The sequence below is a fragment of the Lactiplantibacillus modestisalitolerans genome, from assembly GCF_005405425.1.
In the GTDB taxonomy this organism is placed as follows: domain Bacteria; phylum Bacillota; class Bacilli; order Lactobacillales; family Lactobacillaceae; genus Lactiplantibacillus; species Lactiplantibacillus modestisalitolerans.
Genome location: NZ_BJEA01000004.1, coordinates 86,776 through 103,449, shown reverse-complemented (window position 1 = coordinate 103,449; position 16,674 = coordinate 86,776). Strand labels below are relative to the sequence as shown.

The following is a 16,674-nucleotide window of genomic DNA, read 5'->3' as shown; positions in this document are numbered from 1 at the left end:
TTATTCTTTGCCGTTCGTAACATGATCCGCCAACAAAAAGCGGCTCCCAACCATATCGTTGATTATATCTCCGTCCTAATTCGGATTGAGATTGCCGCCAGCAGCGGGGATAACCGGTTGGCTGGAACACTGCGGGCATCGATTTGAGCTCACTCAGAAACCCACTGAGCAATCTCAAATTCGAGCCTTATTCTAAGCCGAAAGAACCCCACTTTCGACTAAGAATAATTTCGCAGTTGAGCCATGGTTATCCCCGCTACTGGCTAGGCTAGCCTTAATATTAATTATCACGATTTACTTTAGCTCAGTTGGATCTGATGCAGATGGTTATATGGAGTGCCCACTAAATTAAGAGTAGCTTGCTGTTCATTTTGATAATCACAAAGAATTTATTGAAAATTCAGTCGCTACCCTTTTTAACAGTTCAACATCAATTGCCATATAACCATTGTGATCAATTACAAAAACAACCTTATCCTAAACAGGATAAGGTCGCAGTGGTGGCCTGCATGCATAAGACCGTTAAATGTCTCTTGACCATGGACTCGCGGTCCAATCAGGTTCACACTTTATAATTTAATTCTAGCAGTCTCCCACTGATTGATCCTTGCAATTTCAATCAGTGGGAGATTCTGTTTAGTTGCCACTCATTTAGCCGTGAGGGCGGTCCTAAAGTGGCTCAGTCGTGTCAACCACGTTTCAGCCACTTTAGGACCAACCGGTAAGGCGACAAGTTGCCACTATCTGGGCTTGACTAATCGTAGGAAGAGGCTGCGACTTCTTGTGCGTTACCTCATGTTAATAGCCGAAACGTGTGCCAAAAGTCAGCTGGCTTTTGGCACACTCTCTTGTGTATTTTAAGCGCGTCGCACTAGTCCGGTAATGGTTAGGGTCAACGTTGCAATGACTAAGCCGCCAATCACAACCATTGACACGAGCGGTACGGTCACGATGCTGACTAGGAGCAACAGGCCACTTCCAACCAGTAGGTGCCCTAACCGGTACTTCAACCAGCGCCACACTTCTGGACGCACGGTTACGCCCCGTTGCAAGCGCTGATAGGCACTAGCCGAAATTGTTGGCAAGTAGTTGCCAATGGCAATGAAGATCACCGCAATCAAACTAACGGTAATCCGCCAAATATCGACATGGTGCCCTAAGTTATACGCAATCGTTAACACGTAGGTCACGACCGCGGTTACCGGAATAATCCAGGCCAGCACGCGCTCAAAACGCGGGGCGGCCCCCTTATGCTTCGAATTTAACTGCGTAACCGTGATTAAAAAAAGTTGTAACGCAATCATCAGTAGCGGCAAGCCGAAGACGGTGAGCGGCTTGGATAAAAAGCCGTCCGGCTGCATGTTCGTGCCACTAAAATGGATGGCCATCCGGCTAGGTAGCGCTTGATAATTAGCTAGTCCGTAAATCATTGGCAACACAATGACCACGTAGCTCAACCACGATTTTACTTTACTTTTCACGTTGATTCCCCCGTTCATCCTGACGCATACTGTACAGCCAGGCCAGCATTTCCTCAAACACACTGGCATTTAATTCGTAATAGACAAAGTTCTTTTCTTTCGTAACGCTAACGAGTCCCGCCTGCTTTAATAATTTTAAGTGGTAGGAAACCGTTGCTTGGCTAAGCTGAAATTCGGCGGCAATTTCACCAGCCGACTGTCGCTGCGTGCGGAGGCCTTCCAGTATTTGCCGGCGGACCGGATCCGCAATCGCCTTAAACGTTTGATTCAGCGCCATCACCCACACATCCAATCTATTTAGAAATATCTCTAAATAGATTATAACATGGCCAACTTAAAAGAGCGAGAACTATTTAGATAGCTTTCTAAATAGTTCTCGCTCTCATCAGCGGGCGGACCCGCGTCAAATCGTTTTATTTACATCAGTTGTCGCTGGGCGTAAACAGCGTCGCCAATAGCTGGTCGGCCACCGGACGGGCCGTCCCAAAGCTTGGAAATTCGTGGGGTGCCAGTGCTGGAGCCGTGTGAATCCCCAAAGTTACCGCCATTTCAGGATGTTCAGGGGTTAGCGGGGCGTACAAGTTTGGAATCATCACGTCCACCCCGGCAACCCGTAAACCAAGTTGGGTCGTTAACGTTTCAACCGCCTGCACGTAAGAAGCGTCCATTTCATCGGTCACGTCTAACAGGTCAGCCCCGTTGACAAAGGTGGCGTCTTCGCGCAATAGGACCTGCGTCCCGCGACTCACCACCGAAGCCAACGTTAAGTGGTAAGATGCGAGTCGGTAACGCTCAACCGTTCCCAACTGAAGTGTGGCCTGCGGGCGGGTTCCCGCTTTGCCGCGCAGGGTCCGGTCATTTTTTCGCGTTAGGAGCGTCTCAATCGAACTGCGACCATCCCCCACCACGTTGGCCGGGATGCGTTCCAGGATTGCCCGTACCCGACCATCAATGACCAGGAAGCGATAACTTGACGCTACGATTAATTCTTCGGCGATAACCGTCGTGGTCCGTTCAAAGAACTGGCGCACCACTTGCTCAAAGAGCGCTCGTTGCGGCATAATGCGAAATGCCACTACCGCTTGCGTTTGGTCGGCAGCTTTTAACACGATGCCCCCCGCGGCGACTAATTGATCATAATCATCGATCAACTGGTTAGCCGAACGGTACGTTTTGGAGGCCGGGACGGTCGCGCCGTGTTCGGCCAGCAACTGTTTAGCGGCCACGCGATGCGTCAACGTCCGGCTAAGCGCTTGCGGATTCAAGTCGGTCCCGCTGCCGTTAACGAGCAGTTGCGCCTGATCAGCCCGCGTTAATCGTAAGACGTTGTTGGTAGCATCCAAAACGCTGACCTGAATGCCTTGAGCCAACGCCCGTTGCGTCATCATTTGACTAGCCAAGTTAAGCTGCGTGAAGCCTGGCAAACTAAACGGTTGCGCTTGCGCAGCTTCTTGATATTGTTGGGCTTGCGTTAGGGCCCACGCGCACAAATCCTTTTGCCGCGCTAACTGGGCACTGGGGGTCTTTTTAGGGTCACTGACCCGTTGCTTGAGGTGCGCCAGTAGGACCTGCGTCGCCGCCGGCAGGCCGTTGGCGCTCGCAAAGTGCTTTAACGCGTCCAAGACTTGCACGGCGGGAACGGCCTGCGCACTGGCGGTCGTTGGGTTTTCAGTCGTTAGTTGCGTACTGAGCGCGCGCGCCTGCTGGTCAACCTGCGCTACCATCTTAGGTGGCAGTCCCGGCATCATCACGAAATAAGCCACCAGTAACTGGATAAACGCCAGTGCGTTTTGATCGACCCCGGTTGGCGTGGTTGGATCTAAATCTAAACCGCGAAATTCTAGGTAGTAAACGCCCTGAGTTGGCAGTTCGGCTAGTGAGCCGGCACCGCGCAATCGAACAACGCCGTCAAAGGCACTGGGTGCGGTTAACGTTCCCTTTTTCACCGCGGCTTGAAGCCCTTGAACGTAGGTATCGACCGACGCATAGTCAGCTGCAAATTGCCGTTGACGCGCCGCCTGGACGGCACTGCGCTGGCGTTTACTAGTGGTATCGTCCACGCGGACAGCCGGCGCCGCCCCGAACAGGTACTGGAGCAGCCAGTTCATCCGAACGAGCCCCTGGGCGACCTTAATATAAACCGCGTTGCGAAACGCGACGTAGCTGGCAAACTGCTGATGAAACTGGTCGTTATACAGCCGGCTCAGCAACTGCTCGCTGACACTGAGGTTAACGTGCGTCTGGCTGGTTGCCGCTGGCGCTTTGAGCGGCGCACTCGCTAACGGCCACAGGGCTTCGTCCGAAGCCAAGCACCGGCGAACGCTCGCATTTAAACCGGTTAGGTAGGCCATTAAGTCCGGTAATTGCCGCATCGCGGGCGTGACTAATTCTAATTGTCCGGGCGTGGTGCCGACGCGGACCTGGCGATTTTTTCCTAGCGCCCCCAGCGCACTAGGCGCCGCCGTCGTGGCTAATTGTCCATGATCGTCAACTCGTTGCATCGTGACTTCCAAACCAAAACTCGTTTGGCTCAGCAACGGCACTAAGTGATCCTTAACGATCGCTTTTCCAATCGCATCTAATTCCATTTTATCAATTCCTATCCGTTAAATTTAAACCCACGGTCACCCACTTAAACTGATTATTCGGCGGCCATCATTCTAAATGCTATAATAGTTGCGACTAGTTTTGCAAGGAAGGGGTCAAAAAAACATGCAACAACCATTAGCCTACCGCATGCGACCAAAAACGATCGAAGACGTGGTCGGCCAACAGCAACTCGTCGGACCCGGTAAAATCATCGCTCGGATGGTCACCGCCAAGCGACTGTCCTCAATGATCTTGTACGGGCCGCCGGGCACCGGTAAAACTAGTATTGCCAGTGCCATTGCCGGTTCAACGAAGTACGCTTTTCGGATGCTCAACGCGGCGACCGATAGTAAAAAGCAACTCCAAATCGTTGCCGAAGAAGCTAAAATGAGCGGCACCGTCATTCTGTTACTAGATGAAATTCACCGGTTAGATAAAACTAAACAGGACTTTTTGTTACCACACTTAGAAAGCGGCCGAATTATTTTAATCGGGGCGACTACCGAGAATCCGTATATTAGCATTAACCCGGCCATTCGAAGCCGAACCCAAATTTTTCAAGTCTTTCCCCTCACTCCCGCGGACATTGAGCAAGCGGTTGAGCGGGCTTTAACCGATGAAAAAAACGGGTTGGGCCAGCAAAACGTGACCGTCGACCCCGCCGCCATGCACCACCTGTGTACCGCCACGAATGGTGATTTGCGTAGCGCGTTAAACGGGCTTGAGTTGGCCGTACTATCGACACCAGCGGCCACTGACGGCACCATCACAATTACCCAGCCCATTATCGAAGAGTGTCTCCAGAAAAAGGCCCTGTCGGCGGACAAGGACGGCGACGCGCACTACGACGTTATTTCCGCGTTTCAAAAGTCAATTCGCGGCTCGGACGTTAACGCCGCCCTCCACTACCTAGCCCGATTAGTAGAAGCGGGCGACCTTAAAAGTATCATGCGTCGCTTAATGGTCATTGCTTACGAAGACGTGGGCTTAGCGAACCCGCCAGCCTGCACCCACACGGTTGCGGCGGTCCAAGCCGCCGATCAACTTGGGTTTCCAGAAGCTCGCATTCCACTCGCCGACGCCGTGATTGAGCTGGCGCTGTCACCAAAATCCGATTCCGGGATTAGTGCGGTCGACGCGGCCATTACTAAGGTCCAGGCGGGCCACTTTGGTGATATTCCAGCCCATTTAAAGGATGCGCATTACAAGGGCGCCGAAAAGTTGGGTCACGGGGTCGGTTACGACTTTCCCCACAATCATCCGGGGGATTGGGTCGCCCAGCAGTACCTTCCCGACGCCATTAAGCATGACCAGTATTATCAACCGAAACAAAACGGGCGCTACGAAACTGCGCTGGGCGAGCAGTATCAAAAGCTATTGCAAGCCAACGCGCGGAACCGTTAAAACGCGCCAATTATTGCAACTTTAATTGGTCTATGCTAGACTAATAGTCGAAATTACTAAGGTGTGCGCATTGCCCTAAACAAAGTGTTGCCGAACAAGTAATATCACTTTGGGAAGAGTGTTAGCTAGTTATTATAACAAGCCTTATCCTTTGGTAGTTAGAGCGCTAGTCAGCTCATCCCACCTGCGTAGAAGCGGGTCAATACTGAAGGGCGGTTAACGGCACCACTAGTTTTTCCGGAAGCTTGCTTCCGTTGGTCAGGACTCGTTCCTGGCCCTTTTTATTTGAACGATTAATTTTTTGATTGGTCTAAGTCACTTTGTGCGCGTGCGCGCAAACTTGGCCCAACCGCCCCCCTTAAAGGAAGGATGCTAATTTGATTACTTTACTATTGATTGTCTATACCCTGATTGCCGCCGGATTAGGAGCTTACCTGCTTGCCCATCAGTCCCGGCCCTTTTTACTCTTCGACCCCAACCGCTCACTGACCGTCAAACACGTTGCCCGCTACGGCGGTAGCCTAATGCTGGTGGTTGCGCTTGCGAGTGCCTACTCGATTTTTGACCAAAATACCATGTTGATCGCCCTCGTACTAGCCAGCGGCTGTTTAATCATGATGGCGGTTGGACTACTTTTAATCAGTTTTATGCAAATCCGGTAGAAAACGCTTTTTATTTTTTGCGAAAACCTTTACAATATAAGTATCAAGTATTGAGGGGTGAGAATGATGTTACAACAATACCAACACATCTTAGTTCCCGTTGATGGTTCTTACGAAGCGGAATTAGCATTCAAAAAAGCGGTCGCCGTGGCAAAGCGGAACGGTCCAGAAGCGACGGTGCACATGGTTCACGTCGTTGACACCCGCGCTTTTCAAAACATTTCCAGTTTTGATACCACGATGGTCGAACAAGTGACGGATACCGCCCAAAAAACTTTGGATAAGTACGTTGCCGAAGCCAAGGCGGAAGGTTTGGATAACGTTGACTATTCAATTGAATACGGCGCTCCCAAGACCATTATCGCGCGCGACGTTCCAAAGGATCTCGACGTTGATTTAATCATGATCGGGGCCACCGGGTTAAATGCGGTGGAACGACTCCTGATTGGTTCGGTAACGGAATACGTTACCCGGATGGCCGTTTGCGACGTGCTCGTTGTTCGGACTGACTTGGAAAACAAGCCCGCACCTAAGCCCAAGAAAAAGTAAGTGAAACCTCAAAGGACTGGCTTTTAGCCAGTCCTTTTTTCGGTGTTTGATTAACTTTTAAATCGGTTCGCTGATCTATGGTGTTGATCTGCTAAAAAATGCCAATTAAGTTTTCAAAAAAAGCATTATGCTTGCCAGCTTCATCAGTTGAAACAAACTAAAGTAAACCGCAAAGCCTCATATTAAGGCAAGACTAGCCAGTAGCGGAGGTGGGATTCCCCCGTGAGCTCAAAGCGATACCCACAGTGTTCCAGCCAACCGGTGACACCCGCTACCGGCGAAATCTCAACACCACTTGATACAGAACCCTTAAATCAACGCGTCAGTAACGTTTGGGTCAGTTCCTGACCCAACTGGCGCATCCGCTTCGTTTGGGCCTGCGCCTGCCCGTTTTCAGCTAGCATAACGACCACGAAGGCGCCGTGCCGGTTCTGCACAATCGCGGCCTCGTTTTGCACCCCGTAGCTCGGGTACGTACCGGCTAAGTGGTAAACGGTGGCGCTACTTGGCAAGTTGGCACCCAAATTCGACGGCCCCTGCGTTTGTTTCAGTAATTTTAACATCGTTTGATCCGCCGTTTTGGCAACCAGCGTTCCCCGGTACAATTGCCGGAGCAACGCCGCCACGTCATTGACAGTCGTTTGATTATCGCGCCCCGCTTTGAGCGCGCTCGTATCCATCATTTTCCGGTTCAGTTCCGTTTTGGTAAATCCAAGTTGCTGAATCACCCGCTGCGTCGCGGTGACGCCTCCCAACTGATCAATCAGTAAATTGGTCGCGGTATTATCACTATCAACAATCATCCGCTTCGCCAGGTTTGCGACCGTAAACCGACTCCCCGCGGGCATTGTTTGGAGTTGGCCGGTTCCGGCGACGCGGTCCTGCGCCTGGAGCGTTACCCGTTGCGTCAGCGTTAACTTACCCGTTTGGGCCTGCTGATAAACGGCTGCCAGCACGAATAATTCGGCTAATCCGGCTGCACGTTGCTGCCGGTTATTGTGCACAACTTGGCCACGGCCACTAGTAGCACGGACCGCCACCGAGGTCGTTCCCGCCAAGTTGACGACCTGCGACTGAACACGTTGGCGAACGGCCGCGGTTGGAAAAGTTGCCGCCGGTTTTGAAGTTGCTGGCGCGCTAGCCTGACTAGCCGTTGGGGTGGACGTTGCCGACGTCGTTTCTCCCGCTCGTAAATGGAGCCACCAGCCGCCAAGCGCAATGACGACGAGTAACACTAGGCCCAGTCCCCAGGCATACTGCCGCTGGGTCGCGGGCTGGCTAGCTTCACGGTGGCGGTGCGCCCGCCGACTAAGCCGCGTTTCGGTTAGCGGCTCGCCACAGACCCGACAAGTTTGAGCGTCTGGTTTATTCTGCGCCCCACAATTTTGACACTGCAAATCATCAATCCTTTTTTAAAAAATTCGTTGAACCGCCCCCCTGAAGCAAGCCAAACTTGGCTCATTCGGACGCGGTAATAAAAGAAGGGCCACCGCTCCATCGGAACCGTGCCCCCTCTGTTTAACTGTCACGTTAAGCGAATTACCACCTAACTAGGCTTCGTTAGCCACTTTTAATGGTGCAATGTGGTATTCCGCCATTTCCTTAATAATCTTTTGCGTTAACGGTTCGTTATGCGTCACCAAGCTCAAGGCGTAGGCCACGTAATAGTGGTCGTGGGCCGACTGAACGTTGTTGAGAACCACTTCGTTGGCCGCCTTTTGGGCGTACAACCGGTCTAACAAGTATAACGACTGACTATCCTGGGCCTTCTTGAGGGCCAGATCAATTAATTCCAGTGCTTCTTCTGGGAAATTAATCTTGGCGTAAAGTTGCGCCGCGGAAGCATAAATCAAAATTTCATTTTGTAAGTAGTCGTCATCCCCCATGGGAACGGCCTGCGCATCCATCGTATGCAAGGTCGCCACGGCCTGCTTCACAAAGATTTCGGCCTTATCGTAAGCCTGCTTACGTTCGTACGCAAGCCCGGTCCCCAACGTAGCCAAAATCGCAAACATATCGTGATTCGACTTGACGAACTGGTTCAATAACATCCCAAAGTTGAAGATGGCTTCATCCGCGTTATCGTTTAAAACCAGTTGTAAGTATCCTTCGTAGTAATAGTACTGCTTCTTATCATTATTGCTTCGTAACTGCTTCGGCCGGATCTTATTAAAGACCGTCTGCGCTTCGGTTAACTGGGTATGTCGAATCAATAAATCAATTTTTTTAAAGGTCCGGTATAACTGATCATCGTTTTCAATAATCACTTCGGCCAAACGAATTCCTAATCGATTACAGATTTTCATCATGATTTTCATGCTGGGAATCTTACTCTTTTTCTCGATTAAACTAATCGTTGCCTGCGTACAAATTCCCTCCGCAAGCTCCTTTTGTGACATACCTTTGCGCTTCCGAAACTGACGAACTTTCTCTCCCAATATTCTCATCTTAAACCCCTCTTTGATTTGTGACCTAACACTAACTCTTAACAAAAATCACAACTAACCCGACCCCACTCGCAAGTTAGTCGTCGCTTATGCCTAATCGATCCTTTAAAGAGATGTTCAAATAGTTGGACGCCAATGAATTGGACGATACCAATCACGTCTATAATTATATTCAGATAAGACATAATACGCAAGAAATAAGATTAATTCTTATTTAATATTAAGTTATACCAGCTTTAATAGGGATGGTCATTTATTAATCATTAGTGAACCCCGTTTTGCACATCAATAAACATACGCGTTGTTTGGTAGTTCTGCTAACCAACTAGCCCGCCAAATCAACAATCCGGCCGGTACTAGTCTTTGCGACCATTTTCAGAGTACCGGTAGCAGCTCATCACCAGTTCCTAATTAATTAAGACACTTTCTAATTAGCTCTTTAGGGCATTATAACCAACTAACGGTCCAATTTATGAACTGATAAAAATTGTAATGCTCGGAGTGGCGAAGAATGGGTCGTAAGCGACTGGGATGGTTGGTGATGATGCCGTCAACGCCCAGCGCTCGCATGCGGTGCATCTGAAACGGACGGTCAACCGTCCAAACGTAAACCCGACGCCCTTGCCGGTGAGCGCTCCTTACCTGGGCCGCTGTGACCGTCAGCGCCTGTAACGAATAGAAGTCCGCGGCGGTATCGTTAGCAAACGCCGTCAGGTAAAATGGCGTCACGTAGCCAACCGTTAATTGCGGTTGACGCCGCTTTAAGCCTGCAACGATTTGATAATCCAAAGAATGTAACGTCGCGTGGTCGGTTAATAACCGCGCCCCATACTGCGCGACGAAGGGACCGACGAGCGCCGGTGCCGCCCCGACCGCTTTAATTTCAACTAACAACGGTTGGCGCCGCTGGTCAGCCACCCGTAGGTAGTCGTCGAAACTACTTAACCGGCCGCGCTGGCCCGCTTCCGTCAGGGGCAGGCCACTTAACTGGGACAACCGGTAATGCTCAACTGGCCCCGACCACGCACTCAACTGGTTTAAGGTCGGGTCGTGCATCACGACCCACTGACGGTCAGCAGTGGGTTGAATATCCATTTCAACCCGGGCCGGTTGACTCCGGCGGACAGTCCTTGTGAGCGCCGTCGTTGTATTTTGCACGCCGTCACGACCATCGACACCCCGGTGGGCAATCACGGCCGGCGTGCGCGTCTGTGGGCCATTTAACCACCAGCTGGTCCCTAACCAGGCACTCGCAATCACCAGGCCAGCAACCAAGTGCCACCAACTGTGCCGCTGAACGGGCACGGCGGGCCACCAAGTCGACCACCACCCCGCAACAACGAGCCAAACGACTGCCCGTAAACTCACTAATCCCAGGGTGGCCGTTACGCGCCCAGCAACCGGCGTCCATAATTCGGCCAACCACGTTAGCGCGGCCCAGCTAACCGCTAATCCTAGCCATGCTAGCAAGTAGCGGCACCCCCGGAGTCCCTGCCAGGCCACGGTCCGCCAGGGCGTTTGCCAACCAGTAATCAGAAAGGTGCGCAGCGACCCGGGCCGCTGCAATTGACGCCGAACCGCGGGCAACCATTTCCACGAAATTAACCAAGCCCCACCCCAAAGGACGCCAACCGCGGGCAACCAGTCATAACGGTGCATAAATAGCCAGTTTTGCCACTCAACTGGGAGGGTGAGGCCCGCCTGTAAAGTTGATAGGTAGCCGCCCCAGCCGAGGGGCAGCCACAGGATGGCTAGTCCCAGTAACCAGCCCCAACACTGACCACGTTGGCGCCACGACCAGCGGGTCCCACCACTCAGTTCGGCTAGTAATGGGAGCCAGCCACTCAGTAGCAATAGCCCCAGTAAGGTGGGCCACCCACCAATCAGGAGTCCACTCAGACTAACGAGCAACCCGAGCCCCAATCCAGCGAACCAGATGGGACCCAGCGGCCCCCTAAATGTTTGCCAGCCCCGGTGAAGCAGGTCAGTAGCTTTAATGGGCATGTCGATTCCTCCTTCCTCAAAATTTTAACCTAATTAGCGGCAGGTTCGCATAATCGGTGCCCCCCGCTGCTGGCGGTAATTTCAACACCCATTGGTACAGAACCATAAAAAAAGTGGCCGCGATGAACGAACTCATCCCAACCACCATACGATTAATTAATCCTCCCGAATTAATTGATCACAATTCTATTCAGCATCAAGCGCCACAAAGTCATAGTGAATTTCAGACTGGCGCTTAAATTCTTCAAAGCCCAATTCAATCAACCGGTCAATTAAATCCGTATAACTGATTCCTGAAACTTCCCATAATTTTGGATACAAACTAATGTTAGTAAATCCAGGTAACGTATTGATTTCACCTAAATAAGGTTCGCCATCTTCTGAAACTAAGAAATCGACCCGGGCCATTCCCTTCAAGCCCAATGCTTTGAAGGCGCCTAACGACATTTCTTGAATCCGCTTCGTTAAGTCGGCTGGCAATTCAACTGGTAACTCAAAAGCGACCCCACTTGCGTCCACGAACTTGTTATTGTAATCGTAGAAAGTGTCCGTTTTCGGTACATCGATGGCCCCTAACTTGGAGGCTTGCGGGTTTTCATTACCTAAGATTGAACATTCCACTTCGCGCGGATTATCAATCGATTCTTCAACTAAGATCTTGTAATCGTACTTAAAGGCGTCCGCTAACCCGTCCAGGTACTCCTGCTCGTTAACGGCCTTGTGAATCCCAACGGAAGAACCTTGGTTTGCCGGTTTAATAAACAAGTGGCGCCCCAATTTTTCCTGCAAATAGTCGTAGGTCATCATTGCCCGATTTTCCGGGGTGACCACGACGTACTTCGTATTTTGAATGTGGTGGTGGGTCAAGATTTGCTTCGTAATATCCTTGTCAAAACTGGCAGCGGAAGCTAAAACCCCGCTCCCAACGTAGGGCTTCTTCAGTAATTTGAATAGGCCTTGCAAAGTACCGTCTTCCCCGAGATTACCGTGAACGACTGGATAGAAAATATCAATATCCTTAGCCAGTGCCAAATTTTTGATTGGCGCTAATGGATCACTCATATCCATTTGTGGTAAGACTTCCGCCACAACGTCATCTTCTGCTTCACCATCAAAGACCCGGCGCGTTGCCGCGTCGCTTAAAACAATTCCGTCCTTCGTCAATAAAAATAAATCGATGTCATACTTATCTTTGTCCATGGCATCATAAATATTATGCGCGGAGCGCTTCGAAACGTCGTGTTCCGAAGAGTTCCCACCAAACAACATGCCAACGTGGATCTTTTTTTGTGTCTCCATAATTTGTTCATCCTATCGAGATTTATTTCATACTACGGCTTCATTAATTCTACAATATCTCCACGCAATTGGAAACATTTTTACCATTTAAATTCCGCAGGCCTAGGCATCAAAGGGTCCGGTTAAAACTAATTTACCTAACATTTGACCGCCTTCAACGATGGCGTGGGCTTTTTTTAAGTTGTCCGCATTAATGCCGTGCAGGACCTGCTTAGTCGTTGGTTGCAGGTGACCAGCATCCGCTAGTGCAGCGACCCGCGCTAAAATCGTTCCCTGCGTCGCCATTGCGGGCATCCGGAAGTTAGCCTTAGTAAACATGAATTCCCAAGCAAAGTTCAGGCTCTTTGGTTTTAATAAGTCCATTGGTAGCGGCGCTTGATTGGTTACGACGGCCACGATTGTCCCCAGTGGGCGCAACAACGGCACAACCCGTGGTAAGTACTGATCCGTTGAATGGAACAGCGCGACTTGGTCGACACCATCCAAGTTGGCCGCTTTCAGTTGGGCCCCTAGGTCCTGATGATAATCCAGGACTAAATCAGCCCCTAACCGCTGGCACCAAGCCGTGGTTTCTGGGCGGCCGGCCGTGGTAATCACCGTTAGTCCCGCCCACTTGGCCAGTTGAATGGCAATCGAGCCGACCCCGCCGGCGCCATTAATTAGTAAAACGCTTTTCCCGCGGTTCGCGTTTTGGCGCGCTTCAAACGGAAGCTTTTCAAATAAAGTTTCCCACGCCGTTAAGGCCGTTAGCGGCAACCCCACCGCATCGGTAACGGACCAATGCTTCGGGGCTTCCGCAGCCAAGCGTTCATCCACAAGCTGGTAAGCCGCATTACTGCCCTGGCGGCCAACCGCACCCGCATAATACACAATGTCGCCCACCATAATCGTTGTGACCCGTTCGCCAACGGCCAGAACCTTGCCGACGGCGTCAAAGCCCAGGACCCGCGGGGTCGCTTGCTTCGCCTGATTTTGGCGTTGCTTCGTATCGATCGGATTGACCCCACTTGCTTGAACTGCCACTAAAATGTCCCGGCCGCGGGGTTCGGGGACATCGATGGTAACGTCCTGCAAGCTCTTATCATCACTTATTGCTAATCCTTCGTACGTTCCAACTGCTTTTGCTAACATCGTAAAACTTCCCTTCCGTTAGCTAAAATAATTTAGCCCAAAAATTCTAGTTCATCGTCTAAGTAATCAACCAGCGCATCTGGAAGGTCATCATGTAGCGCCATGGCTTCCATTAACCGGTTGCGATTGAAGACCTGCGTCCAGGCCGCGTAACTATCGGGTTCCGGTCCCATTACTAATGCGGTCCGCCACTTTTTAAACGCAAGTAAAATGTAATCCGTGTAGAGCTGATCCTTACTAGCCAGGACGGCTAAGTACATGGATAACCGCTCGGCTTCCCCGAAGATCAACGGCGTTTTCAGGTGCTGATATCGACTGATGAAGATGGCCAGCGTTAATAACTTATCCGCCCGCGTTAAGGACGGTTCGTCGGCCAATTGTTCGAGTAAGTTTCCTAAGTGGGTGTACGCGTGCGCCCAACCCTTATCTTGAACAAAGCCCCGGGTGTCCTGTTCAAGTACTAAATAAGTATTCGTTTGGGCAACCAGCTTTTGAATCCGCGCATCGGTTAAAAAGGTTAACCCGGTATAGTGAACGTAAACGAGCAGTGACAATAGCACGATGGCGTACGAACGTTGAAAAACTGCGTCGTTTGTAGGTTGATCAATATGGGCAAACAACACGTCATCCGTAACCAAATAGTCAAAAATCGCTCCTAGCTGATCCGGCCGTAACAGTTGTAGCTGCACCGCCTCGTTGAGTAGGTACCGAACGCCGCGGTCCCGCACCTTCGGATCAACCGAACCCACACCCGTTAGTAATGTTTGGAGATCAGCGTCCTTGATTTCATCCAGTCCATCAGCTTGCAAATCATGTTTTAACTTTTTAATCAGTGCCAACACGGGCTGATCATTCGTCGGCGCCACGGTCGTTAGTGGCGTTGTCGGGGCCTGCTCAATTAATAGTCCAACCCGTTCCGGCAACGATTGATAGAGCTCACCGGCAATCAAGCGTTGCCTCAATTTTAAAACGGTCGTTTTGACCTGCGCTAATTTTTCTGCTTGCATAATCAACCTCATCCTGTTCAAATTACCTTCTATTTTATCATTCTTACGGGGTGCTGCCTAAGAGATGCACGAATTCTCAACCAAAAATTTACCAAAAAAATCCTAACCGCCCCCGTCCGGATCAGTTAGGATTTTGATTTAAATTTAGTCGTCAGTGCTTGGCGCTACGATTCCACTACTGGTTGGGGTAACGCGTCCACGTTTTGCTTAATAAACTGGGCCGAAGCGGCCAGCGAAGCCCGTTCTTCAGTCGTCAAGTCAAGTTGAATCAGTTTTTCAACCCCGTTTTTACCAATAACCGCGGGCATTCCGACGTACGTCCCGTATTGCGGGTCATACGCGGAAACTGGGCAAGCTAACTGGGCATCCGCACTAACCGCTTCCGCCAAGCGAACCCCACAGGTCGCAATGGCAAAGTTCGTGTAGTGCTTCCCCGCCATGACCGCAAAGGCCCCCTGGCGCGCGTCCTCTTCAAGTTGGGTTAAATCCAACGTCTTAAACTGGTCAATTGGCTGGCCGTTAACACTAACCGTCGACCAGGCTACAAACTGGGAATTGCCGTGTTCGCCGTAAACGTAGCCGGCAACGTTTTTACCGTTCGTTTTGAGGGCTTGACCAACGTATTTTTGCATCCGCGCCGTATCCAAGAACGTCCCGGTTCCAAAGACCCGGTTACGTGGAAAGCCGGTCATCCGTTGCAAGTAGTCCGTCATAACGTCACACGGATTCATAATATCAATTAAAATTCCTTTAAAACCCGAAGCCACGATTTTAGGGGCAATGTCGCGCACAATGGCCTGATTGGAATCGTACTCCCCAAACCGCCCTTTAGAACTGTTCATGTCAATGGCGCCAATATTACCAGTTGCAATAATTAGCACTTCGGCGTCTGCGAGGGCCGCATAATCGTTCAGAATAATTTTCGTGGTTGAGCTCAGCCGCGGTGATGCGTCGTCCAGATCCAGCTTTTGTGCCCGCGCCAACGCTTCGTTTTGATCAATTAAGACCAATTCGTCAACGGTTCCACGCTGAACCAACGTGTAGGCGACCGTCGCCCCCACTTGTCCTAACCCAATCACACCATATTTACGCATGTTTGTTAACCCCATTCCGTAGTTTATTTTACCAAAATAGCGTACCGTGCAACCGCTTGAAAGTCAAGCGGGGCGTAGTCTCATCCGCTTTTAATCTTTTTGCTAATCGTATTTAACTTTTTTAGATAAAAATAGTGACGTCCCCCGCAGAGGGCGTCACTATTTAAAACCAATTTAGTTATCAGAAACGGGCATGATGGCACCCTTGTACTTGTTCTTGATCCATTGTTGAGTACTCTTAGAGGTCAAAGCCTTCATTAACTTTTTGATGGCCGGCTTCTTTTGATCCCCTTTACGAACGGCAACTAAGTTCGCGTACGGGGAATCAGACTTTTCAAGCGCAATGGCATCTTTGCTTGGGTTCAAACCTGATTGAACCGCGTAGTTCGCGTTAATGACAACCGCGTCCCCTTCGTTGTTCTTGTAAAATTGAGGCATCAATTTTGCTTCGTAGGAGTGCTTGAACTTCAGGTGGCGCTTGTTCGTCGCAATGTCATTAAAAGTGGCGGACGTTAAATCGGTCCCCTTCTTAATCGTAATTAAACCAGCATCTTTAAAGAGGGTTAAAACGCGCCCATAGTCGGCCACGTTGCTGCTAACTAAGACCGTGGCACCGTCTTTTAAGTCCTTCAAATTTTTAACCTTTTTGGAGAAGACGCCAATTGGTTCCAAGTGCACGCTCCCCGCTGAAACTAAGGAACCGTGGTTTTCTTTATTCCAGTTCTTTAAGAACGGTGCGTGTTGGAAGTAGTTTGCGTCCAGTTCCTTCGAAGCTAAAGCTTTGTTAGGTAAGACGTAATCTTGGAATACCTTAACCTTCAGGTTAACGCCTTCCTTTTTCAGTTGTGGTTGCACGTGCTTTAAAATCTGCGCGTGCGGTACGGACGACGCCCCAACCGTGATGGTGGTCGTCTTGTTAGCGTCCGACGACTTGCCACACCCTACTAGTAAAAACGCGGTGGCAGCAACTGCTAATAATCCTAAAATTCCCTTTTTACGCATCTCAA

Annotated in this window: 14 protein-coding genes; 3 read left to right on the top strand and 11 right to left on the bottom strand. The window is 50.5% G+C overall.

Features of this window, described 5'->3' with window-relative positions:
* Positions 1-857 precede the first annotated feature (857 nt).
* From FFM79_RS03225 to gshAB, 3 genes are all read right to left on the bottom strand, one after another.
* On the bottom strand, positions 858-1,481 hold the full coding sequence (locus FFM79_RS03225; protein ID WP_225424362.1) for a DUF1648 domain-containing protein: 624 nt from the start codon (positions 1,479-1,481) through the stop codon (positions 858-860).
* Positions 1,471-1,758 (bottom strand): autorepressor SdpR family transcription factor, encoded by a 288-nt coding sequence (locus FFM79_RS03220; RefSeq protein WP_137642030.1) that lies wholly within the window; start codon positions 1,756-1,758, stop codon positions 1,471-1,473. Before FFM79_RS03220 ends, FFM79_RS03225 begins: the two co-directional genes overlap by 11 nt.
* A gap of 145 nt (positions 1,759-1,903) precedes the next feature.
* The gene (gene gshAB, locus FFM79_RS03215; RefSeq protein ID WP_137642029.1) at positions 1,904-4,069 is read right to left on the bottom strand and encodes a bifunctional glutamate--cysteine ligase GshA/glutathione synthetase GshB; all 2,166 of its coding nucleotides are present in this window, start codon (positions 4,067-4,069) and stop codon (positions 1,904-1,906) included.
* 124 nt (positions 4,070-4,193) lie between these two features.
* Here gshAB and FFM79_RS03210 point away from each other — a divergent pair, with 124 nt between their 5' ends.
* The 3 genes from FFM79_RS03210 to FFM79_RS03200 all read left to right on the top strand — a co-directional run bounded on the left by FFM79_RS03210 (position 4,194) and on the right by FFM79_RS03200 (position 6,685).
* A complete protein-coding gene (locus tag FFM79_RS03210) occupies positions 4,194-5,474 on the top strand; it encodes a replication-associated recombination protein A (protein WP_137642028.1) in 1,281 nt (426 codons plus the stop codon).
* Between the two features lie 377 nt (positions 5,475-5,851).
* Positions 5,852-6,136, top strand: a complete 285-nt coding sequence (locus tag FFM79_RS03205; protein WP_137642027.1) for a hypothetical protein — start codon at positions 5,852-5,854, stop codon at positions 6,134-6,136.
* 66 nt (positions 6,137-6,202) lie between these two features.
* Positions 6,203-6,685, top strand: a complete 483-nt coding sequence (locus FFM79_RS03200) for a universal stress protein (protein ID WP_137642159.1) — start codon at positions 6,203-6,205, stop codon at positions 6,683-6,685.
* A 314-nt stretch (positions 6,686-6,999) separates the two neighbouring features.
* Here FFM79_RS03200 and FFM79_RS03195 read toward each other — a convergent pair whose 3' ends face one another.
* The 8 genes from FFM79_RS03195 to FFM79_RS03160 all read right to left on the bottom strand — a co-directional run bounded on the left by FFM79_RS03195 (position 7,000) and on the right by FFM79_RS03160 (position 16,669).
* Positions 7,000-8,082 carry a serine hydrolase gene (locus FFM79_RS03195; RefSeq protein ID WP_137642026.1) on the bottom strand — a complete coding sequence of 361 codons (1,083 nt, stop codon included), beginning with the start codon at positions 8,080-8,082 and terminating at the stop codon, positions 7,000-7,002.
* Positions 8,083-8,235: 153 nt separating this feature from the next.
* Complete coding sequence (locus tag FFM79_RS03190) at positions 8,236-9,132, bottom strand: helix-turn-helix domain-containing protein (RefSeq protein ID WP_137642025.1); 897 nt, start codon at positions 9,130-9,132, stop codon at positions 8,236-8,238.
* Between the two features lie 447 nt (positions 9,133-9,579).
* Positions 9,580-11,136: a glycerophosphodiester phosphodiesterase gene (locus FFM79_RS03185; protein WP_137642024.1), complete on the bottom strand. Its 1,557-nt coding sequence runs from the start codon at positions 11,134-11,136 to the stop codon at positions 9,580-9,582.
* Between the two features lie 186 nt (positions 11,137-11,322).
* Positions 11,323-12,435, bottom strand: coding sequence for a D-alanine--D-alanine ligase family protein (locus FFM79_RS03180; RefSeq protein ID WP_137642023.1), 1,113 nt, complete (start codon positions 12,433-12,435; stop codon positions 11,323-11,325).
* Positions 12,436-12,537: 102 nt separating this feature from the next.
* Positions 12,538-13,566 (bottom strand): zinc-binding alcohol dehydrogenase family protein, encoded by a 1,029-nt coding sequence (locus FFM79_RS03175; protein WP_137642022.1) that lies wholly within the window; start codon positions 13,564-13,566, stop codon positions 12,538-12,540.
* Between the two features lie 32 nt (positions 13,567-13,598).
* Positions 13,599-14,573: a DUF2785 domain-containing protein gene (locus tag FFM79_RS03170; protein WP_137642021.1), complete on the bottom strand. Its 975-nt coding sequence runs from the start codon at positions 14,571-14,573 to the stop codon at positions 13,599-13,601.
* 164 nt (positions 14,574-14,737) lie between these two features.
* Positions 14,738-15,667, bottom strand: coding sequence for an L-lactate dehydrogenase (locus tag FFM79_RS03165; protein WP_137642020.1), 930 nt, complete (start codon positions 15,665-15,667; stop codon positions 14,738-14,740).
* Between the two features lie 174 nt (positions 15,668-15,841).
* The gene (locus FFM79_RS03160) at positions 15,842-16,669 is read right to left on the bottom strand and encodes a MetQ/NlpA family ABC transporter substrate-binding protein (RefSeq protein ID WP_137642019.1); all 828 of its coding nucleotides are present in this window, start codon (positions 16,667-16,669) and stop codon (positions 15,842-15,844) included.
* Positions 16,670-16,674 lie beyond the last annotated feature (5 nt).